Below are 22,849 nucleotides of genomic sequence, written 5' to 3' on the forward strand. Positions count from 1 at the left end.
TAAAATAATTATTTTCCTCCTACTCGATTTATGAACAACTAATATAATATAAATATAAGGATTATGAGGTGAAAGGTTATGGACAGATGGAAAAGTACAGGAATATATGCAAAAGTTAATAAAATTTTAGATGTTATCGGAATATTAATAATTGCTGCATTAATAATTATGACATTTATATATTGGGGAAAAGCTCCAGATATTGTACCAACTCATTTTGATTTTAATGGTGAAGTAGATGGATATGGTTCTAAAAATACATTATTTATATCATTACCTATAACAGTGATAATGTATATAGGTTTGGCGATATTAGCTAAATATCCTGAAATTTATAATTATGCTATTGAAATAACTCCAAGAAATAAGGAAAGGCAATATTCAATGGCAACAACCTTCATTAGAGTTATGAATATTGAGATAGTAAGTATATTTTTTTATATTCAAATGAATATAGGAGCTTCAATGAATAATAGTGGTAAGGAATTATCAATAGCATTTTTACCTATATCCATGTTAATTTTATTTTTTAGTATTGGATTTTATATTTATAAATCAGTAAAATATAAGTAAATAGATGTATAAGAATAGTTATTACTAAAGACAAAGAAGTTTTACAATGTAAGGAATGATATTGGAAAAGGAACGGCTTTCAATATAATATTTTTTAAGCTAATAGTATAAGGAGAATAATATGACTAAAGAAAAAAGTGAAAAATTAAGAGAAATTTATGATACGTTATTAGAATTAGGTGTAACTTTTTATTATGGAAGTGAAAGCATAGCTATTGGCGAAGTAACAGATATTATTTTTAATGAAGATGATACTGTTAATATAGAGTTAGATAATAGTGAGAGTTTCAAGGTGGAAATTGAAGATTTTGAAGAAAATCACTCAAAAGAAGGCAATAATTATCATACGTGGAATTTGAGTAGAGAATTTGATTCTAACTTAAACTAATAACAGTTTTAGTTAAATCATTAGATAAAATAATAAAAGCGTAAAATCCTTAAAGAATTAGAAAGATACATATATTATAGGTGATAAAAGGTTTATACAGTATTTAAAAACATTAAGTAACTAGTATGGAACTTTAACATAATATAATATATTAGGAGGGGATTTTATGACAACCTATGATACATTTCTATTTACAGGTCATGGAACTAGTGAAGTTACAGGAGCTTTTGATCCAGGAGCAATTAGTGGAGGATTAAGAGAGTATGATTTAGCAAAAGCAATAACTACAGCTGCTAAAAAGTATTTAGAAAGAACAAATTTAGTTATTCATTATGATGAAAGTAATTTTAATGACTTAGATTTAGCAGGAAATACTTATAGTGTAAAGGCGGGTATGACAGTTCATATAAATGCAGGTGGTGGGACAGGTACAGAAATTTGGGTTCCTTGTAATGAGAAGGTTCTAACTGATGATTTTACAATTATAAATGACATATCACAATTATTAGGTATACCAAATAGAGGCGTAAAATCTAGAGATTATAATACTGGTAATTCATATAAAAGAACGAATGGTCAACTGTTAGTATATACAGATTATTATAAAGAAATAAGAGATGCTTGGTCGAGGGGAATTTCTTTAGCAATTTTAGAGGTTGGATTTATAGATAGTTCTGATGAAAGTAAAATAAATTCTAACATTGATGGTATAGGTCTTTTGGTAGCTAAATATATAGCAAGTATATCAGGAACTTCTATTAATACCGCGCCAATAATAAATCAATATTATAGAGTTATTGTTGGAAGCTTTATAGAGGAAGTAAATGCTGAAAATAGGCTTGTAGAAGTTAAAAAGGCAGGGTTTGATTCTTTTATTACAACTAAAATTATAAATTCTAAAACTTATTATAGAGTTGTTTGTGGTAGTTTTGGAAATAAGGTTAATGCACAAGTAAGAGTTGATGAATTAAAAAAAGTTGGATTTGACCCTTTTCTTGAAGTCTATACTAAATAGAACAATAAAATAAAAAATGCTACTATGAAATAGCTTTTGCTAGTTTCAGAGTAGCTTTTTAATTTATATTAGTGATTTCTTCATCATCAGCTTTAAGATTAATATCAGTCATTTCCCATCTTCCATTAGAATCCTTTTTAAATGTTCCAAGTACATTAATTTTTAAATATGGTTTTGAATAACTAATACCATAGGCATCAATTATAAGTTCACCATCAGTACTTTCTACAACTGATAAACTTTCAACTTTAACAAGACGTAGTGATGTATCTTTGCAATTAGTTATATAATAATCGATAGCATATAAAGCATTTTTACATTTGGTAGCCACATAAATATTTTTCCCTGCCATAATTAAAAAAAATAAGCAAAAAAATAAAATTAAGATAAATGGAATAAATCTTTTTTTATTAACTCTATAAGTGTTTTTCTTATTAGTTGGCATATTTTAACCTCCGTATTAATCAATTTATTATCCATTTTTTAACTATAACAATATTATAACTTTTATTTACATAATATGTAAATAACTAAAGTGTATATTGTATATTTTAAAGAGTAAACTTATAATTAAGAAGTAAACATCTTTTACCAATAAAAAGGTGTATATGGATAAATTTTATAAACAAAGGAGAATATTATTATGGATTTTTCAAGCTTAATATTAATGGAGAGGGACAAGGAAACGGGATTTATAACTAAAGAGATAGGTAGCTATAAAGTTTCAGAGGGAGCAGAATATATTAAAAACTTTTATGTTAAAGGAGATACTGTTCATATACAATTTGATACAAATAAAGATGTGGAAGAATGGGAATACAATGCAATATATGATGTTTTTAATTTAGAACTATTTGAAAACGAAGGATTTTCTATTGAAGAAGTAGAAGATGAATATAATCCAACGTTTTTAGTTAAATTTAAATATGAAGATGATTACGAATATATAAATGAAAAGTTAAGTCTTTGTATTGAATTAATAGAAGAGGCTATGGAAAAAGCTTTTAATGATATTAAAGAAAAAGAAGAAGAATATAAATAGAAAGGAGAGGTCTATATAGATAGACCATATATGTTACTATGGAAAGTAAGGTTTTAAAGAAAAGAGAGGAAATTAATACATTAGATAAATGGGCTGTTAATGAAATTTATTCTAATGATGAAGTTTGGGAAAAAGAATATAAAGAGTTGAAAGAAGAGGCTCCAAAGCTTAAAGAATTTGAAGGTAAGTTAGGTAATGGTGAAGACCTAATAAAATACTTTGAATTTAATGAAAAAGTATCTAGAAAAGCTGAAAAAATTTATGTTTATGCTCACTTAAGAAGTGATGAAGATACATCAAATACTAAATATCAAGCAATGATGAATAAGATAGATGCTTATATGGCAGAATATGCAACTTATACTGCATATGTTGTACCAGAAATATTAGCACTTCCAGATGGAACTATAGAAAAACAAATGGAGGAATTAGAAGGACTTAAACCTTATAAGTTCTTACTTGAAAATATTTTAAAGGAAAAGCCACATGTATTAAGCAAAAAGGAAGAGGAATTACTTGCAGCAGCTTCAGATTGCTTAGATGCACCATCATCTATACACAACATTATGACAAATGCTGATATGAAATTTGGAAATATTAAAGATGAAGATGGAGAAGAAGTTGAATTAACTGAAGGTAATTATTCTGCATTTATAAAATCTAAGGACAGAAATGTTAGAAAAGCTGCCTTTGAAAGATTATTTGGGGAATACAAATCTTTTGAAAATACTTTAGCAACAACACTTTCAAGTTCAATAAAAGTATTTAATTTTGGTGCTAAAGTTAGAAACTATAATAGTGCTTTAGAAGCATCATTAAAACCAAATGATATTCCAGTAGAAGTTTATACTAATGCTGTAAAAACTATTGATGATAATTTAAATTCACTTCATAGATATGTAGCATTAAAAAAGAAATTATTGGGATTAGATGAAATGCACATGTATGATTTATATGTTCCAGTTATTGAAATACCTAAGGAACGTGTAGAGTTTGATGAAGCAGTAAAGATGTCAATAGAAGGATTAAATCCGTTAGGTGAAGAATATTTAAATATATTCCAAGAAGGAATAAATGATGGATGGATAGATAAGTATATAAATAAAGGTAAGAGAGGTGGAGCATATTCATGGGGTGGATATGATACTAAGCCATACGTTTTATTAAATTATAACTATGAGCTTAATGATGTATCAACTTTAGTACATGAAATGGGTCACTCAATTCATTCTTATTATTCAAGAAAAGAACAAAGCTATTACTATGCTGGATATACTTTATTCTGTGCAGAAGTAGCATCAACTACAAATGAAGCACTACTTATTCATCATTTAATAAATAAAGAAACTGATAAAAAGAAGAAGCTTTATTTAATAAACCAAGAATTAGAGCAAATAAGAACTACAGTATTTAGGCAATTAATGTTTGCAGAATTTGAACTTTATACTCATGAAAGCTTTGAAAAAGGTATTCCATTAACTGCAGAAGATTATAATGCTAAATGGCATGAATTAAATGTTAAATACTTTGGACCAGAAATGGTAGTAGATTCAGAGATAGATGTTGAATGGGCAAGAATACCACATTTCTATAGCGATTTCTATGTATATCAATATGCAACTGGATATGCAGCTGCATCTGCTTTTGCAAAGAGTATCTTAGAAAAGGAACCAAATGCTGTAGAAAAATATGTTGGATTCTTAAAGAGTGGTGGAAGTGATTATCCAATAGAAATTTTAAAGAAAGCCGGAGTAGATATGACTACATCTAAACCTCTAGAAGCAACTATTGATAGGTTTAATGAGTTATTAGATATGCTAGAGAAAGAAATATAAAAAATGAAAAGCTTTGAAAAAGAAATATTTAATGTGCTTACAAGCCAATTAGGGTTTTATATTAAAGATTATTATAGTGATTTTTTAGGAAAGAAAAGTTGGGTAGCTATATTAGAAAAAGAAACTTTTATTTATGCAGTTGTAGTATCAGATGACACATATTGTGATTATGCATATAGTGAGGCAAATAACTATTTAAATGAAAATTTTTCGAAAACAGCTACAGTTAATGTGCTTATATGCACAGATAAAGAAAACTATTATGGCTTTACAGTAAGACCATATAATAAAGCCATATATTTATCAAATAAAATGCAAGTAGTTTACAGTGATGAAAGCTGTAAACCACTTGCTAATATAGCAGAGCATATTAAAAAGAAAAATGAAGTAAAAAGGAACTCTTTTAAAGATAATATAGTGACATACTCATTAATAATTATAAATATATTGATCTTTATAATTACAATTATTGTATCTAAAAATATATATGATATCGATATTTATACGTTAGTTATAATGGGAGCTAAAGTTAATGAATTAATCAATCATGGACAAGTTTGGAGATTGATTACTTGTACATTCTTACATGGAGGACTTGCACATATAGCATTTAATATGTACGCTTTAAAAATAATAGGTTCAGAAGTTGAATTTGCTTATGGGAAGATAAAATATATATTAATATATTTATTTTCAGCATTAGGTGGAAGTATTTTTAGCTATATATTTAGTCCAAATTCAATTTCTGTTGGTGCTTCAGGAGCTATATTTGGTCTTTTTGGGGCAATGCTTGTATTTGGAGTTAAAAATAGACATAGGATAGGAAAGAATTATGTTATAAATTTATTTAAAGTAGTTATCATAAATATATTTATAGGGGTAACAATAAGTAATATAGACAATGCTGGTCATATAGGTGGACTAGTAGCAGGGGGAATAATAGCGCTTTTAGTGAAAAATAAAAAATTAAATAATTAAGAGGAGCTTATTATGAATTTAAAAAAAGATAAAGCATTATTTATAAATTTAATCTCTATGGGTATTTTACTTATCTCTTTAATATGCAATTATGTATTTTCAAATGGGGAGAAAGCTTTTAGAATAATATTAATGGCTGTTACTTTATGGGTTGTGTATTTTGTATACAAGAAGACATTTTTGAGAAAATCAAGAATAAGTTTTTATTTAATCTATTCATTTGTAGTAGCAGCAATGTATTTAGGTAGTATATTAGATTTTTATTTGATAATACCATTTTATGATAAAATATTGCATTTATTATCAGGATTAATTATAGGGCTTATCGGATATATATTATTTTTACATATGGTCAATGGTACAGATAAAAATAATTATAGAAAATATATGCCTATAGTATTTTCTATTATATTTGCAATTGCTAGTGCAGCAGTATGGGAAATATGGGAGTTTAGTACAGATAAATTGTTTGGCTTTACTTCACAAAATAATAGCTTAGATGATACAATGTGGGATATTATATGTGGAAGTTTGATGGGGATTATCGCCAATATACCTTTATATCTATATATAAAAGGCAAAAAAATTAAATTTATCGAAAAAATAGTAGATGATATGAAGAATTAAATAAGAAGAAAAAGGCAAAAATAAATTTTATAATTATTTTTGCTTTTTTTTTATAATAAGAAAATCTTAAGAAATGTTTTAGTTTTAAATTAATAAAAAATTAATTATTTATATGTATAATGTAATATAATAAAGGTTATAAGGGGTAATATTTAAATAGCTAACCTATAGGAGGAATGGATGATAGGATATTTAAAACATATTGATATAAAATTATTAAATTATATAGAAAATCACTTAAAAAATAAAATGTTTGATAAAATTATGCCTATTATAACATCGTTGGGTAATTTAGGAGTGATATGGATTATAATTTCTATATTGCTTATTTGTAAAATTGATTATAGAATAATGGGAGTTGAGGTTATAGTCTCATTAATTATAACTACAATAATTGGCGAGGGTATTATTAAAAACATAGTTAAGAGGAAAAGACCTTTTTTTTATACAGATCAGGAACTTTTGATAACAAAGCCAATAACATATTCTTTTCCATCAGGGCATACGGCATCATCTTTTGCAGCATTAGCTGTATTTATGCAAATGAATAGTAAAATAGGATTGATAATAAGTCCTATAGCAACTTTAATAGCATTTTCAAGATTATATTTAAAGGTTCATTATCCATCAGATGTTTTATTTGGTGGAATACTTGGATTAACTTGTGGATTTAGTACTGTTTATTTTATAGTGCGTTAAACTTAATAAAAAATTTGATAATTAGTGAAAATAATTTGTAGGAAAAAAGGCAGGGGGTTTTATTAATGAACATACTTATTTTGTCAGCTTCTACTGGTGGCGGACATATGAGGGCGTCTAGGGCAATTGAAGGGTATATGAAACAACAAGATAAAGAAATAAACGTAAAAATAGTAGATAGCTTATTATATATAAATCCTATATTAAACAAAACAATTACAAATGGTTATGTTTATTTAGCTACAAAAACACCGAGATTATATGGGAAAATATATGACTTAACAAATAAGGAACATAAATTAACTAATTTTGTAACTAGGTTAAATAATATTTTTTCAAAAAAATTATTACCACTAATTGACGAATTTAAACCAGATGTAATCATTACTACACATCCATTTCCAACAGAAATGGTATCAAGATTAAAAGAAAAAGAGAAAATTAGTATTCCTCTTATTTGTATAATGACAGATTATGCTCCACATAAAACTTGGATAAATGATAAAGTTGATGCTTATATAGTTGCTAATGATGATATGGTTGGAAAAATGGTTACTCAAGGTGTTAAAAAGGATATTATATATCCATATGGTATTCCAGTAGATGAGGTATTTTTTGAAGAAAAGGAAAAGCAATCAGTTCTTGAAGAAATAAATTTAGATAAAAACTTACCAACTATTTTAATGATGGCTGGTAGTTTTGGTGTGAACAATGTTTTTGATGTTTATAAGAATATTATAGATATAGATAAAGAATTTCAAATAATATTAATTACAGGAAAAAATCAAAAGTTATATGATCATTTCGAAGAAATAGTATGCGATAGTCCTAAAAAAACAAAACTTATATATTTTACTAATGAAATTAATAAATTTATGCAAGCTTCAGATATAATAATAACTAAACCAGGTGGATTAACTGTAACAGAAGCATTAGCTTGTAATATACCAATGGCAATATTTGATGCAATTCCAGGTCAAGAAGAGGAAAATGCAGAATTTTTATTAAAACATAATATGGCTGTTAAAATTAAAGATGGAGATAGCTGTAGAAAAGCAATTATAGAATTATTAGATGATAAAAATAAACTTGAAAATATGAAAGAAGCTTGTAAATCTTTTGATAAGAATGATTCAACAAAAAATGTATGTCTTTTAATAAATGAATTAATACAAAAATAAAAGTAATATGAAATAAAATAGGATGTCTTTAATATATCTAAGTTTAAAAATATAGTGTATACTTTAAGAAAATTAATTTATACAAGCAGATATGATAAAATCACATGGTAATAATTAAGTGGTCATTTAATTGATTTTACTTTAATTTTGCTATGTGATTTTTTGCTTGGGAAATCTCAAGAACAATTAGTGAATTATAGTTTTGAAACATTTCCATTATTTATAGATTGTATTAAATTATAACGTAACTTAAAAATAAATTATATCTTTATATGGAAAAGAATTTATAAATAGGGTAATATAATAATTGGTAATATAATCAAAGTTTTTTGAAAATAAAGGGGGCAGAAATATGACAGGAAAAGAATATGTTTTAAGCGTATTAGAGCAAGTTGAAAAAAGAAACACAAATGAAATAGAGTTTTTAGATGCAGTAAAGGAAGTAGCACTTTCTTTAATACCAGTCTTTGATAAGCATCCAGAATATATTGAAGAAGGAATTCTAGAAAGAATAGTTGAACCAGAAAGACAAATAATGTTTAGGGTTCCATGGGTTGATGATAAAGGAAGAGTTCAAGTAAATAGAGGTTATAGAATTCAATTTAATAGTGCTATAGGGCCTTATAAGGGGGGGCTTAGATTCCATCCAACAGTTAATGCAAGTATTGTGAAATTTTTAGGATTTGAACAAATTTTTAAAAATTCTTTAACTGGTCTTCCAATTGGAGGAGGTAAGGGTGGATCAGATTTTGATCCTAAAGGAAAATCAAATAGAGAAATAATGAGATTCTGTCAAAGTTTTATGGCTGAATTATGTAAACATATAGGTTTAGATACAGATATACCAGCAGGAGATATTGGTGTTGGTGGTAAAGAAATTGGTTATATGTATGGATATTATAAAAAAATTAGGAATGCAAATGACCAAGGTGTTTTAACAGGAAAGGGATTAACTTATGGTGGTAGCTTAACTAGAACAGAAGCTACTGGGTATGGGTTAGTTTATTTCACAGAAGAAATGATGAAGGCTAATAACTTAACTTTAGAAGAAAAAACTGTAGTAATATCTGGTTCAGGAAATGTTGCTATATATGCAACTCAAAAAGCAGTAGAATTAGGAGCAAAGGTAGTTGCTTTAAGTGATTCAAATGGATATATTTATGATGAGAATGGAATTAATCTTGAGGCAGTAAAAGAAATTAAAGAAGTAAAAAGAGGAAGAATAAAGGAGTACTTAGATTACGTACCGACTGCTAAATATTTTGATGGATGCAGGGGAATATGGAATATTAAGTGTGATGTTGCTCTTCCATGTGCAACTCAAGGTGAAATAGATGAAAATTCAGCTAAGATTTTAGTTCAAAATGGAACTAAAGTAGTTGCTGAAGGTGCTAATATGCCAAGTACTTTAGAAGCAATTGAAGTATTTCAAAGTAATGGAGTATTATTTGGACCAGCTAAAGCTGCAAATGCTGGTGGAGTTGCTTGTTCAGCATTAGAAATGTCTCAAAATAGTATGAGAATGTCTTGGACTTTTGAAGAAGTAGATGCTAAACTAAAAAATATTATGATTAATATTTATAATAATTCAGCAGCTGCAGCAAAAGAATATGGACATGAAGGAAATATATTAATGGGAGCAAATATTGCAGGATTTAATAAAGTTGCACAAGCAATGATGGCACAAGGAATTGTTTAATAATTTATAATTCATAAACAGACAATATAGTTATAAATTAAATTTAATAACTAGTTGCCATTATATAAAGGTATTAAAAATAAGATTTTTATTATAAAAATCAAATTGTTTTGTAGTTTATAGAGATACAAAATAATTTGATTTTTTATTTTGTTAATTAAGGAATATTCAGCACATATTAATTAGCTAATATATCGGAAATATTGAAATAAAATGAAATTGTTCAAGCAAAATACTTTGTAAATTTAAATAATAGGGATAAGATATTAATAGGATTAAAATAAAGTATAGTTTTAATACAATATAAATAGCTATGAAACAAATTGTTTTGAAATGATGACTTCTTAATAAAGAATAGATTATAGAATAAATGTCATAAAAAATAAGAGATTTAAATATTAGTGTAAAACAAAATTGTAAATAAACAAAATTTTATGATAGAATTAAAAAGTTAATAAATTTAGAACATTAGTTTGATTTTGATATTATAAGAATATATAATATATCTAAATTATTACTTAAATGTGAATAGGTTATAATTTTGGAGGTTTATATGAACAAAGAAATTAATAATAGATATGATGTAACGGATTTGACATCGTTAGAGAAGCTTGAGCCAGTTAGAGTTAGACCGGGAATGTATATTGGGTCTACAGGAACAAAAGGCTTACATCACTGTATATGGGAAATATTGGATAATTCTATAGATGAGATATCTAATGGATTTGGGGATAAAGCAACTATAATTATAAATAAAGATAAAAGTGTTACTGTAATTGATAATGGAAGAGGAATACCTACAGGGATACATCCGGTGAAAAAGAAGTCCGGGGTGGAAATGGTATTTACTGAATTACATACAGGTGGTAAATTTGATAATAAAAATTATAAGACATCAGGTGGACTTCACGGAGTTGGTGCAGCTGTAGTTAATGCTCTTTCTAAGTGGTTAGAAGTTGAAGTTCATCAAAATGGGAAAATTTACAAGCAAAGATTCGAGTTTGCTTTTGACAAAGAACTTAAAAAGGATATGCCAGGAACGGCAGTTACGGCATTAGAAGTTATAGGTGATTGTAAGGATACAGGAACTAAAGTTACATTTAAACCAGATGGAGAAATTTTTTCAACAACTGATTTTAAATTTGACATAATAGATGAGAGATTACAAGAGCTTGCATTCCAAAATAAAGGAATACGTCTTGAACTTATAGATAGAAGAAAAGATGAAGAAGTACGTAAAGAATATTATTCAGAAAGAGGTTTACTTGACTTTATAGATTATTTAAATGAAAGTAAAACTACTATTCATCAAAGTCCTATTTTATTTGAAGGGGAAAGATCAATAAATAATATTTCAATGTATGGTGAAGTTTGTATGCAATTTACAGATTCAACTACTGAATATATTGCAAGTTATGTTAATAATATTCCAACTACAGAAGCCGGAACTCATGAATCAGGATTTAAAACTGGTATGACAAGAGCATTTAAAGAATGGGCAAAAAAACTAGGCCTTGTTAAAGAAAAAGATAAAGAGTTTGAAGGTGATGACTTAAGAGAAGGTATGACAGCAATAGTTAGAATTAAAATTACTAATGCTGTATTTGAAGGTCAAACTAAAACTAAGTTAGGTAGTTCAGAAGCATACACTATTATGAATGACTTAGCATATACAAAGCTTTGTGAATGGATAGAAGATAATAAAGAAGTTGCAACAAGCCTTATAAATAATGCACTAGCAGCAGCTCAAAGAAGAGAAAAAATTAAAAAGATAAATGAAGCTGAAAAGAAAAAAATAGGTAAAGGAACTGCACCACTTGCTGGTAAGGTTGCAGTATGTACATTAAAAGACAATACTGTCAATGAATTTATCGTAGTTGAGGGAGATTCTGCTGGAGGTTCTGCGAAGCAAGCTAGAGATAGAAGATTCCAAACGATAATGCCTTCAAAGGGTAAGATAATGAATACAGAAAAGCAAAAACTTGAAAATGTACTAGCATCTGAAGAATTAAAAATATTTAATACAGCAATAGGTACAGGAACTTTAGATAATTACAAAGAAGAAGATTTAAAATATAACAAAATAATTATTATGAGTGATGCTGATGTTGATGGATACCACATTAGAACTTTATGGATGACGTATATTTATAGATATATGAGACCATTAATTGCAAATGGGCATCTTTATTTAGCACAACCACCTTTATATAAAGTTTATAAAGTAGTTAAGGGTAAAGAAGTATCAAAATATGCATATAGTGATGAAGAATTAGAAAATGTTAAGAAAGAAATAGGTAAGGGTGCTTTAATTCAAAGATACAAGGGTCTTGGTGAAATGAATCCAGACCAACTTTGGGATACAACTTTAAATCCAGAAACAAGAACTCTTTTCCAAGTTACTATAGAAGATGCAGCTAAAGCTGAAAAGATGGTATCACTTTTAATGGGTGATGTAGTTGAACCAAGAAAAAATTATATGTACAAATATGCAGAGTTTTAATTAGGAAAGGAGCTAAATTATGGCTAAGAAGGGACATGACATTCCAAGAGACAATAATATTTTAAGAATACCTCTTGAAGAGGCTATGCCAGACAACTATCTTCCATATGCAGTAGAAGTTGCAAAGGATAGAGCTCTTCCTGATGTAAGAGATGGTTTAAAGCCTGTTCATAGAAGAATACTTTATGGTGCATATCTATTAAAAGCTTTTCCAGATAGACCATATTATAAATCAGCAAGAATAGTTGGGGATGTACTAGGTAAGTTCCATCCACATGGAGATTCATCGGTTTATGATGCAATGGTACTTATGGCTCAAGATTTCTCAACCAGAGAACCACTTTTTGATGGACATGGAAATTTTGGTTCTATGGATGGTGATGGAGCAGCAGCAATGCGTTATACCGAAGCAAGACTTTCTAAAATTGCTATGGAAATGCTTAGAGATATAGATAAAGAAACAGTAGAAATGGTTCCAAACTACTCTGATAGTGAAATGGAGCCAAAAGTACTACCGGCAAGATATCCAAATCTTTTAGTTAATGGAACATTCGGAATTGCTGTTGGACTTGCTACTAATATTCCGCCACATAATTTAGGAGAAGTTACTGATGGTGTACTTGCATATATAGATAATCCAGAAATAACAACTAAAGAATTAATGGAATATATCAAGGCTCCAGACTTACCTACAGGTGGAGTTTTAATAGGAAAAAACTCTTTATTATCAGCTTATGAAACTGGAGAGGGTAAAGTTACATTAAGAGCAAAAACTAATATAGAAAAGCTTGAGAATGGAAGATGGGGAATTGTAATTACAGAATTCCCGTATAGAAGAAATAAATCTAAAATTCTTCAAACTATATCTGAGATGACTGGTGACAAAAGACATCAAAAGGCATTAGAAGCAATTACAGATATTAGAGATGAATCAGATAGAACTGGTATTAGAGCAGTTGTTGAGCTTAAAAAAGCAGCTGATAGAGATACTGCAGATAAAATTTTAAAATATCTTTTCAAGAAAACAGACTTACAAATGTAACATAGGATTTAATATGGTGGCACTTGCGAATGGTAAGCCACAAACTATGGGACTTAAGACTATAATTACTCATTATGTTAATCATCAAAAAGATATAGTTACAAGAAGAAGTATTAAAGAGCTTGCAATTGCAGAGAAGAGATTCCATATAGTTGAAGGGTTTATAAAAGCAATAGATGTTTTAGATGAAGTTATTAAAACTATTAGAGAGTCAAAATCTAAAAAAGATGCAGGATTAAACTTAATTGAAAAGTTTGGATTTACTGAAATTCAAGCAGAAGCAATATTAGAACTTATGCTGTATAGATTAACAGGCCTTGAAATTAAGGTATTCCAAAAAGAGTATGCAGAACTTGAAAAGACTATAAAGAGATTAAAGAAAATATTATCCCATGAAAGTGAACTTTTAAAGGTAGTAAAAAATGAATTAAAAGAAATAACTGATAAGTATAGAAATCCAAGAAGAACTATGATAGTTGAAGATGATAGTGAAGCTAAAATTGATTTAGAAGAGCTTATAGTAGTTGAAGAGGTTATGATAACTCTTTCTAAGGATGGATTTATCAAAAGAATTCCAGTTAGAACTTATCAAAGATCTAATGCTAAGGCTGAGGATATAGATTATAGAGAAGGCGATGAGCTTAAATATTTAATTAAGTCTAATACTACAGAAAATATTCTTTTATTCACTGACAAGGGAAATATGTATCAAACTAAAGGTATAAATATTCCAGAAGGAAAGTGGAAAGAAAAAGGGGAAAGAATAGACTCTATAATTAAAACTTTAAATTTAGAAGAAGAAAATATAGTAGAGGCTATATCAGTTCAAATTTTAGATGGAAGAAAGAGTATTCAATTTATAACTAATAAGGGTATAATTAAGAAAAGCTCTTTAGATAAATTCCAAACTAATTATAGCAAGATTCAAGCATTAAAATTAAAAGAAGATGAAGCTGTAATTGATGTAATATTATTAGAAGATGAAGAAAAGAAGGATTTCTTAAAAGTAGAAACTAAGCTAGGATTAAAGTTTAGCTTAGAGCTACCTATATTAGAAGATACTCCAAGAAATATAATGGGAACTCAACTATTTAACTTAATAGAAAATGATGAAGTAATAAATGTTAAATATATTGATGAATATGAATTTGTTACTTTTAGCGTTGGAGTAACATCAAAAGGAACTTTAAAAGGTTTTTCAAGAGCAAAATCAAGTGATAGATTAAAGGTAAATACTGATTCTGCAAGTACATTATTATTATTTACTAATAGAGGAAATGTATATAAGGTTCCTACATTCTTAATTACAAATGTAATGAAAGAAGAAGTAAGCTTACAAAATATAATAGAAGGATATTCTAAGAAAGAAAAAATAGTAGATGTATATTCTATTAAGAATTTTGATGAAAATAATTTAGTGTATTTCTTCACTAAAAAGGGTATGATAAAAAAGACGTCACTTAAAGAATATGATGGAAATTATTCAATGTGGCAAGCATATAAGTTTAAATATGAAAATGATGAAGTAATATCTGTAAACATAGAAGTAGACAATTTAAATGAAATATTATTAATAAGTAAAAAAGGTATGGCTATAAGATTCCAAGGCGAAAGTGTTAACACTATGGGAAGAGTTGCTTCAGGAGTTACAGGAATAAGCTTAAAAGAAGATGATGAAGTTATTTCAGGAAAAATCATAAAAAGAGTTTCAAGTGAAAGTAGTGAAATAGCTATTGATGTAGACAATAGTGAAGGGTTTGTTTTATCAACAAAAAATAGAGAAGAAAAGGTAGTTTTAATAAGAGATATAAGAGTACAAAACAGAGCTGGAAGAGGAACTAATATTATGTTAGTTAACTTTGATGATGAAATTACTGAAATAAGATTTGCTTAATTAAAAATAAAGTTTAACATATAAAAAAAGGGAGTGTATAAAATGAAGGTTGCAGTTTTATTAGCAGAGGGGTTTGAAACAATTGAAGCCTTAACAACAGTTGATATTATGAGAAGAGCTGGAGTTGAATGTAGTACATTTGGTACTAAAGGAATTGAAGTAACTAGTTCTCATTCAATAACTATTAAGGCAGATAAGATTTTAAGTGAAGAAATTAATAGTTATGATGTAGTAGTATTGCCAGGTGGAATGCCAGGAGCTGTTAATTTAAGAGATGATGAAAAAGTAAATGAAGTAGTAGGTAAGTTTTATCAAGAAGGTAAAATTGTAGCTGCAATTTGTGCAGGACCTATTACTTTAGGAAAGTTAGGAATTGTTAATGGTAAAAATGCTACATGTTATCCAGGATTTGAAGATCAACTTATAGGATGTAACTATAAAGAAGAACTTGTAGTAGTAGATGGAAATGTTATAACTGGTAGAGGACCAGCTTCAGCCATTCCATTTGCTTTTGAAATATTAAATAATATTTTACCAGAAAAAGTTGAGCAAATTAAAAAAGCAATGTTATTCGAATAGGAAGTTTAAAATGGCAAATGACAAGTTAAGAGAGAAGCTACCTTTTTAGTTTCTTAAAATATAATTTGGCATTTGCCATTTATTATTATTAATTAAATTAGTGGGGTGATTTTTTGGAAAAATGGATGGTTAGAAATGTTAAGTTTGATACAGAAGGCTTTGCAAAGCAATTGGGAATTAGCCAGACTGTAGCTAAGCTTTTAGTTAATAGGGAAATATATAATATAAAATCAGCAAAAGAGTTTTTAACATCATCTATAAGAGATTTTTATAGCCCGAAAGGGATGTATGGAATGGATGGAGCTGTTCAATTAATGAAAAACAGCATAAAAAACAATGAAAAAATATTAATTGTTGGTGATTATGATGTCGATGGAGTTATTAGTACCTATATACTTTATACAGCAATTAAAAGGTGTGGGGGAGATGTTAACTTTCATATTCCAGACAGAATTAAAGAAGGATATGGAATAAATGAAAGTATAATAAGAAAAGCTAGTGAAGATAAGGTTGATATTATAATTACTTGTGATAATGGAATTGCGGCTATAGAACAAGTAAAATTAGCTAGGGAATTGGGGATAAAGGTTATAATAACAGATCATCATGATGTTCCTTTTATTGAAGAAGAGGGAATTAGAACTTATATAGTACCTAATGCTAATTATGTAATAAATCCTAAGCAAGAAGAATGCAAATATGAATTTGACAAAATATGTGGAGCAGGTGTTGCATATAAATTTATTGAGTGTCTTTATGAAGAATTTAATATTAATAAAGAAGAACTATATGATTTAATACAATATGTTGCAATTGCCACTGTATGTGATGTTGTAGATTTAGTTTCGGAAAATAGAATAATTGTTAAAGAAGGATTAAAGAGAATTAATAATACAAGCAATATTGGTTTAAAAGCGTTATTTAAAGAAACAGGATTAGAGGGAAAAGAAGTAACAGCATATTCATTAGGATTTGTTATTGGGCCTTCAATAAATGCATCTGGAAGACTTGAACAAGCTGAATGGGCATTGAAGATGTTAATAACTCAGGATGAAGCAGAAGCTAAAGAATTAGCACAAAAGCTTAATGAGTTAAATAAGGAAAGACAAGAATTAACAAGAATAGGATTAGAGCAAGCTATAGAAATTATAGAAAATAATAACATGGCTAAAGATAAAGTTTTAGTTGTATATTTGGAAGATGTTCATGAAAGTATAGCTGGAATAATAGCTGGAAGAGTAAGAGAAAAGTATAATCTTCCAACAATAATTTTAACAAAAGCTCATGATGGAGCAAAAGGATCAGGAAGATCTATAGAAGAATATAATATGTTTGAAGAGCTTTTAAAGTGTAAAGATTTGCTTGGAAAGTTTGGGGGGCATCCAATGGCTGCAGGTATGTCTATACCTATAGAAAATATAGATTTGTTTAGAGAAAGATTAAATAAAGAAACGGTATTAACAGATGAGGATGTAATACCTAAAATATCAATTGATATGCCTTTAGCTATAAATAACATTAACTATAATTTAATTGATGAGATATCATTGTTAGAACCATATGGAAAAGCTAATCCTAAACCAAACTTTGGTGTAAAAGGATTGAAAGTTTTGAAAGCAATGATATTAGGAAAAGATAAAAATGTATTAAAATTTAATTTAACTGAGGGGTATTTAAAAATAGATGGTATATATTTTGGAGATATAGAAAAAAATTTACAATTAATTAAAGAGAAGTATGGGGAAGTTGAATATAATAAAATGATAAATGGAGAGAATAATAGTGTAAGTATCGATATTATTTATTATCCAGATATTAATGAATTTAGAGGCAATAAGACAGTACAATTAGTAATTCAAAGTATTAGAGTTTAAATTTATATAATAAATAATATTGGGTATCTCAATTAAGAGATACCCCTTTTGGTATAAACGAACAAGAAGTTAAATATTCAAATTTTATATTTAAATATTTACTTAAAATAAACTACTAAAATAAATTAGATTCCTTTTTCATATTGTTCAACCATACGTTTAACCATTTCACCACCAACGCTACCGCATTGTTTTGAAGTTAGGTTACCGTTGTAATCTGTAAAAGGAACTCCCATTTCAGAAGAAACTTGGTTTTTGAATTTAGCTAATTTATCTTTAGCTTCAGGTACTAAACTTTGTGCCATTAAATTTCACCTCCTTTAACTTTATGTTTATAGCTTATCCAATTATTGAGCTTGTATAATATTTAATTAGAGGAAAAGGTGGAAATTTACTGGTTTAGTGGTAGAATAATAATGACAACTAAGGAAGTCAAAAAATAATTTATATCAAAATAATATTATTAGTTAAATAAGGTATTTTGATATGGGGCTATAAATACATAAATCAATTATATGAGGTGTTTTAATGAGTAAATACAAAATTATTATGACTGGTGGAGGAACGGCAGGACATGTAACTCCTAATTTGGCTTTAGTACCAAAGCTTAAGGAGAAGGGATTTGAAATAAAATATATAGGCAGTTATGAGGGGATTGAAAAAGAAATAATAGGAGATGCCAATATTCCATATTATTCAATTTCATCAGGAAAATTAAGAAGATATTTTGACATGAAGAATTTTTCAGATCCATTTAAGGTAATGAAGGGAGTATATCAAGCCAGTAGAATTTTATCTAAGGAAAAACCAGATGTAATATTTTCAAAAGGTGGATTTGTTGCAGTTCCTGTTGTAATAGCAGCTTCGATGAAAAAGATTCCAGTTGTATCACATGAATCTGATTTAACTCCAGGACTTGCAAATAAATTATCTGCACCATTCTGTAATAAATTATGTGTTACATTTAGAGAAAGTTTAAATTATATAAAGGATGGAAAAGGAGTTTTAACAGGAACTCCAATAAGAGAAGAAATACTAAAAGGAAATAAACAAAGAGCTTTAGATATATGTAAATTTAAAAATAATAAAGAAATCATACTAGTCATAGGCGGAAGTTTAGGAGCTAAAAGTATAAATGATGAAGTAAGATATCATATTAAAGAAATATTAAAAAGCTTTAATGTTATTCATATTTGTGGAAAAGGAAATTTAGATAAAGAATTAGAAAATTTAGAAGGATATAGACAGTTTGAATATGTTAAAGAAGATTTACCACATTTTCTTAAGGCTGCTGATTTTGTAATATCTAGAGCTGGAGCAAATGTTATTTTTGAATTATTAGCATTAAAGAAACCAACGCTTCTAATTCCACTATCAAAGAAAATTAGTAGAGGAGATCAGGTCTTAAATGCTAATTCTTTTGAAAAAGAAGGATATTCATTAGTTTTAGATGAAGATGAAATGATGGAAAAACATAATTTAATCAATAAGCTAAATGATTTAAAAAATAGAAAAGATGAGCTTATTAAAAATATGTCAAAAAGTGATGCAAAAAATGGCGTAGAAGCAATAATTACAGTTATAATGAATAGTATTGATAAAAAATAAGGTATGGTAAAGTTTACAGGAAAATATTTTGGAATATTAAGGTAAAAAACTTGAAAAAAAACCATAGTATTATATAATGGAATTAATGGTAAAAAATACAATAAAACAAAAGTATAAGAGGTGCGAAGATGAAAAAAGTTTCAATAATATATTGGAGTAATGGTGGAAATGTAGAAATTATGGCAAATGCTATAGCAGAAGGTGCTAGCATAGGAGATGTAGAAGTTGAAACAAAAAATGTTGCAGATTCATCTTTAGAGGATGTATTAAATTCAGATGCAGTTGCATTTGGAAGTCCAGCTATGATAAACGATGAGATAGAAGAAATAGATATGAAGCCATTTATTGAAAGCCTAAAGGGGATAGATATAAATAATAAACCTTTAGTTTTATTTGGTTCATGTGGATGGAGAGAAACAACATTTATAGATAAATGGCAAGAACAAATGAAGGAATTCGGTTTTAATGTAATTGGGAAAATAGTTGTTAGAGATTCTGTAGAAAAGAAAGATATACAAAGATCTAAAGAATTAGGAAAGCTATTAGCTCAAGTATAATTATCATTAAAAGTGAATAAGTGTTTATGGTGTAAGCAAAAATGGTATATTATAAATAAAGTCGTAAATTTAAATTTTATAATATACCATTCATATATATGCTTAAATTGAAGTGGAGAAGAGAGGTATACATGATGAGAAAAATGAAAACTATGGATGGTAACACAGCTGCTGCACACATATCATATGCGTTTACAGAAGTTACTGCTATCTATCCAATAACTCCATCATCACCAATGGCAGAGCATGTTGATGAATGGGTTGCACAAGGAAGAAAGAATATTTTTGGACAACCTGTAAAGGTTATGGAAATGCAATCAGAGGGAGGAGCAGCAGGTGCTGTTCATGGATCATTACAAGCTGGAGCGTATACTACTACATATACAGCTTCACAAGGGTTATTATTAATGATTCCTAATATGTATAAAATATCTGGTGAAAGACTTCCAGGAGTTATACATGTATCAGCCAGAGCACTAGCAACATCTTCATTAAATATATTTGGAGATCATCAAGATGTTATGGCGGCTAGACAAACAGGTTTTTCTATGCTTGCAGAAGGATCAGTTCAAGAAGTTATGGATTTATCTGCTGTTGCACACTTAGCAGCAATTAAAACTAGAATTCCATTTATGAATTTCTTTGATGGATTTAGAACATCTCACGAAATTCAAAAAATAGAAGTTTTAGAATATGATGAGTTAGCTAATTTAGTTGATTGGGAAGCTGTTAATGAATTTAGAAGAAGTGCACTAAATCCAGATCATCCAGTTACTAGAGGAACAGCACAAAATCCAGATATATATTTCCAAACTAGAGAGGCTGTAAATAGATTCTATGAAGATATTCCAGAAGTAGTTGAAAGTTATATGGCCGAAATAACTAAATTAACAGGAAGAGAATATCATTGTTTTGATTACTATGGAGCAGAAGATGCTGATAGAATAATTATTGCAATGGGTTCAGGAACAGATGTTGCTGAAGAAACTGTAGATTACTTAAATGGAAGAGGAGAAAAGGTTGGTGTTGTAAAAGTAAGACTTTATAGACCATTCTCAATAGAGAAATTATTAGCTGCAATTCCAAGCACAGTTAAGAAAATTGCAGTTTTAGATAGAACTAAGGAACCAGGGTCAATAGGTGAACCATTATACTTAGATGTAGTAAGTGCATTTGCTGGTAAGAAAAATGCTCCAGTTATAGTTGGTGGTAGATATGGATTAGGTTCAAAGGATCCAAACCCTTCAGATATAGCTGCAGTATATGCTAATCTTTCTAAGGATGAACCTAAAAATGGATTTACAATTGGTATAGTTGATGATGTAACATTTACTTCATTAGAAACAGTTGAAGATATAGATGCTACACCAGAAGGAACTAAAGCATGTAAATTCTGGGGATTAGGTTCAGATGGTACTGTTGGTGCTAACAAGAGTGCTATTAAAATTATCGGAGACCATACAGATATGTATGCTCAAGGATATTTCTCATATGATTCTAAAAAGTCAGGTGGTATAACAGTTTCTCACTTAAGATTTGGTAAAAAACCAATTAAATCACCATATCTAATTGATAAAGCTGATTTTATAGCTTGTCACAACCAATCATATGTTTATAAATATAATGTATTAGAAGGAATTAAAGATAATGGTAAATTCCTATTAAATACAATTTGGAGTCCAGAAGAATTAGAAGAAAAATTACCAGCAGAAATGAAGAGAACTTTAGCTAAGAAAAACATTCAATTCTATACTTTAAATGCTGTAAAAATAGCTCAAGAAATTGGTCTTGGTGGAAGAATTAATATGATAATGCAAGCTGCATTCTTTAAATTAGCTAATATTATTCCAGTTGATGAAGCAGTAGCATATTTAAAACAAGCTGTTGTTACTTCATATGGTAAAAAGGGTGAAAAAGTTGTTAATATGAATAATGCTGCTATAGATGCAGGTGTTGATGCTGTTGTTAAGATAGAAGTTCCAGCAACATGGGCAAATGCAGTAGAGTCAGAGGTAGCTACTACTAAAGAAGCTCCAGCATTTATTAATGATATAGTTACACCGATGAACAGACAAGAAGGTTTTGGATTACCAGTTTCAACATTTGTTAAGCATGGTATGGAAGATGGTACATTCATGGCTGGTACTGCAGCTTATGAAAAGAGAGGAATTGCAATTAATGTACCACAATGGATTCCAGAAAATTGTATTCAATGTAATCAATGTTCAGTAGTATGTCCACATGCTGCAATTAGACCATTCTTATTAGATGGAGAAGAAGCAGAAAAAGCTCCAGAATCAATGAGATTAACAGATGCTAAGGCACTTAAGACAGAAACTCCATATAAGTTCTCAATTGGTGTTACACCTCTTGATTGTACAGGATGTGGAAACTGTGCTGAGGTATGTCCAGCTAAGAATAAAGCATTAGTTATGGTACCACAAGATAAAGAACATGCTCAAATTGAAGCTTGGGATTATGCAACTACTGAAGTAACTCCTAAGAAAAATCCAATGAACAAGACTACACTTAAAGGTAGCCAATTTGAACAACCACTTCTTGAATTCTCAGGTGCTTGTGCAGGATGTGGAGAAACTCCATATGCTAAACTTGTAACTCAATTATTTGGTGATAGAATGATGGTAGCAAATGCTACAGGATGTTCTTCAATTTGGGGAGGATCAGCTCCTGCAACTCCATATACAGTTAACCATAATGGACATGGTCCAGCATGGGCAAATTCATTATTTGAAGA

At 28.5% G+C, this 22,849-nt stretch carries 18 protein-coding genes and 1 pseudogene; 17 read left to right on the forward strand and 2 right to left on the reverse strand.

What is annotated here, in order from left to right; genetic code table 11:
- The first annotated feature begins 78 nt into the window (after positions 1–78).
- The 3 genes from HMPREF0216_RS00940 (at position 79) to HMPREF0216_RS00950 (ending at position 1,976) form a co-directional block, all read left to right on the forward strand.
- A complete protein-coding gene (locus HMPREF0216_RS00940; RefSeq protein WP_005210070.1) occupies positions 79–573 on the forward strand; it encodes a DUF1648 domain-containing protein in 495 nt (164 codons plus the stop codon).
- Positions 574–694: 121 nt separating this feature from the next.
- Positions 695–961 (forward strand): hypothetical protein, encoded by a 267-nt coding sequence (locus HMPREF0216_RS00945; RefSeq protein ID WP_005210072.1) that lies wholly within the window; start codon positions 695–697, stop codon positions 959–961.
- Between the two features lie 166 nt (positions 962–1,127).
- The gene (locus HMPREF0216_RS00950; protein WP_005210075.1) at positions 1,128–1,976 is read left to right on the forward strand and encodes an N-acetylmuramoyl-L-alanine amidase; all 849 of its coding nucleotides are present in this window, start codon (positions 1,128–1,130) and stop codon (positions 1,974–1,976) included.
- 58 nt (positions 1,977–2,034) lie between these two features.
- Here HMPREF0216_RS00950 and HMPREF0216_RS00955 read toward each other — a convergent pair whose 3' ends face one another.
- Positions 2,035–2,421, reverse strand: coding sequence for a hypothetical protein (locus tag HMPREF0216_RS00955; protein ID WP_005210077.1), 387 nt, complete (start codon positions 2,419–2,421; stop codon positions 2,035–2,037).
- A 198-nt stretch (positions 2,422–2,619) separates the two neighbouring features.
- Between HMPREF0216_RS00955 and HMPREF0216_RS00960 the strand changes: the two genes are divergently transcribed.
- The 11 genes and pseudogenes from HMPREF0216_RS00960 (at position 2,620) to recJ (ending at position 17,929) form a co-directional block, all read left to right on the forward strand.
- On the forward strand, positions 2,620–3,018 hold the full coding sequence (locus tag HMPREF0216_RS00960) for a DUF6762 family protein (protein ID WP_040418433.1): 399 nt from the start codon (positions 2,620–2,622) through the stop codon (positions 3,016–3,018).
- Positions 3,019–3,056: 38 nt separating this feature from the next.
- On the forward strand, positions 3,057–4,853 hold the full coding sequence (gene pepF / locus HMPREF0216_RS00965; protein WP_005210083.1) for an oligoendopeptidase F: 1,797 nt from the start codon (positions 3,057–3,059) through the stop codon (positions 4,851–4,853).
- Positions 4,854–4,856: 3 nt separating this feature from the next.
- Positions 4,857–5,831: a rhomboid family intramembrane serine protease gene (locus tag HMPREF0216_RS00970; RefSeq protein ID WP_005210085.1), complete on the forward strand. Its 975-nt coding sequence runs from the start codon at positions 4,857–4,859 to the stop codon at positions 5,829–5,831.
- A 12-nt stretch (positions 5,832–5,843) separates the two neighbouring features.
- Positions 5,844–6,458 carry a DUF2238 domain-containing protein gene (locus HMPREF0216_RS00975; RefSeq protein WP_005210087.1) on the forward strand — a complete coding sequence of 205 codons (615 nt, stop codon included), beginning with the start codon at positions 5,844–5,846 and terminating at the stop codon, positions 6,456–6,458.
- Between the two features lie 180 nt (positions 6,459–6,638).
- Positions 6,639–7,157, forward strand: a complete 519-nt coding sequence (locus HMPREF0216_RS00980) for a phosphatase PAP2 family protein (protein ID WP_005210089.1) — start codon at positions 6,639–6,641, stop codon at positions 7,155–7,157.
- Between the two features lie 65 nt (positions 7,158–7,222).
- Entirely contained in the window at positions 7,223–8,338 is a 1,116-nt protein-coding gene (locus HMPREF0216_RS00985) for an MGDG synthase family glycosyltransferase (protein ID WP_005210090.1), read from the forward strand.
- 352 nt (positions 8,339–8,690) lie between these two features.
- Entirely contained in the window at positions 8,691–10,037 is a 1,347-nt protein-coding gene (gene gdhA / locus HMPREF0216_RS00990; protein WP_005210092.1) for an NADP-specific glutamate dehydrogenase, read from the forward strand.
- Positions 10,038–10,590: 553 nt separating this feature from the next.
- Entirely contained in the window at positions 10,591–12,540 is a 1,950-nt protein-coding gene (locus tag HMPREF0216_RS00995; protein WP_005210093.1) for a DNA gyrase/topoisomerase IV subunit B, read from the forward strand.
- A gap of 19 nt (positions 12,541–12,559) precedes the next feature.
- Positions 12,560–15,476, forward strand: a pseudogene (locus tag HMPREF0216_RS01000) (DNA topoisomerase IV subunit A).
- Between the two features lie 42 nt (positions 15,477–15,518).
- Entirely contained in the window at positions 15,519–16,055 is a 537-nt protein-coding gene (locus tag HMPREF0216_RS01005) for a DJ-1 family glyoxalase III (protein ID WP_005210101.1), read from the forward strand.
- 125 nt (positions 16,056–16,180) lie between these two features.
- A complete protein-coding gene (gene recJ / locus HMPREF0216_RS01010; RefSeq protein WP_005210102.1) occupies positions 16,181–17,929 on the forward strand; it encodes a single-stranded-DNA-specific exonuclease RecJ in 1,749 nt (582 codons plus the stop codon).
- A 125-nt stretch (positions 17,930–18,054) separates the two neighbouring features.
- On the opposite strand, the gene HMPREF0216_RS01015 is transcribed toward recJ, so the two are convergent.
- Entirely contained in the window at positions 18,055–18,234 is a 180-nt protein-coding gene (locus HMPREF0216_RS01015) for an alpha/beta-type small acid-soluble spore protein (RefSeq protein WP_005210103.1), read from the reverse strand.
- A gap of 223 nt (positions 18,235–18,457) precedes the next feature.
- Between HMPREF0216_RS01015 and HMPREF0216_RS01020 the strand changes: the two genes are divergently transcribed.
- From HMPREF0216_RS01020 to nifJ, 3 genes are all read left to right on the forward strand, one after another.
- A complete protein-coding gene (locus tag HMPREF0216_RS01020; RefSeq protein WP_005210104.1) occupies positions 18,458–19,537 on the forward strand; it encodes an undecaprenyldiphospho-muramoylpentapeptide beta-N-acetylglucosaminyltransferase in 1,080 nt (359 codons plus the stop codon).
- A gap of 128 nt (positions 19,538–19,665) precedes the next feature.
- A complete protein-coding gene (locus HMPREF0216_RS01025; protein ID WP_005210105.1) occupies positions 19,666–20,094 on the forward strand; it encodes a flavodoxin in 429 nt (142 codons plus the stop codon).
- A gap of 134 nt (positions 20,095–20,228) precedes the next feature.
- The coding region (gene nifJ, locus HMPREF0216_RS01030; protein WP_040418436.1) for a pyruvate:ferredoxin (flavodoxin) oxidoreductase at positions 20,229–22,849 on the forward strand (2,621 nt) is incomplete at its 3' end.

Source organism: Clostridium celatum DSM 1785, from assembly GCF_000320405.1.
GTDB lineage: Bacteria > Bacillota > Clostridia > Clostridiales > Clostridiaceae > Clostridium > Clostridium celatum.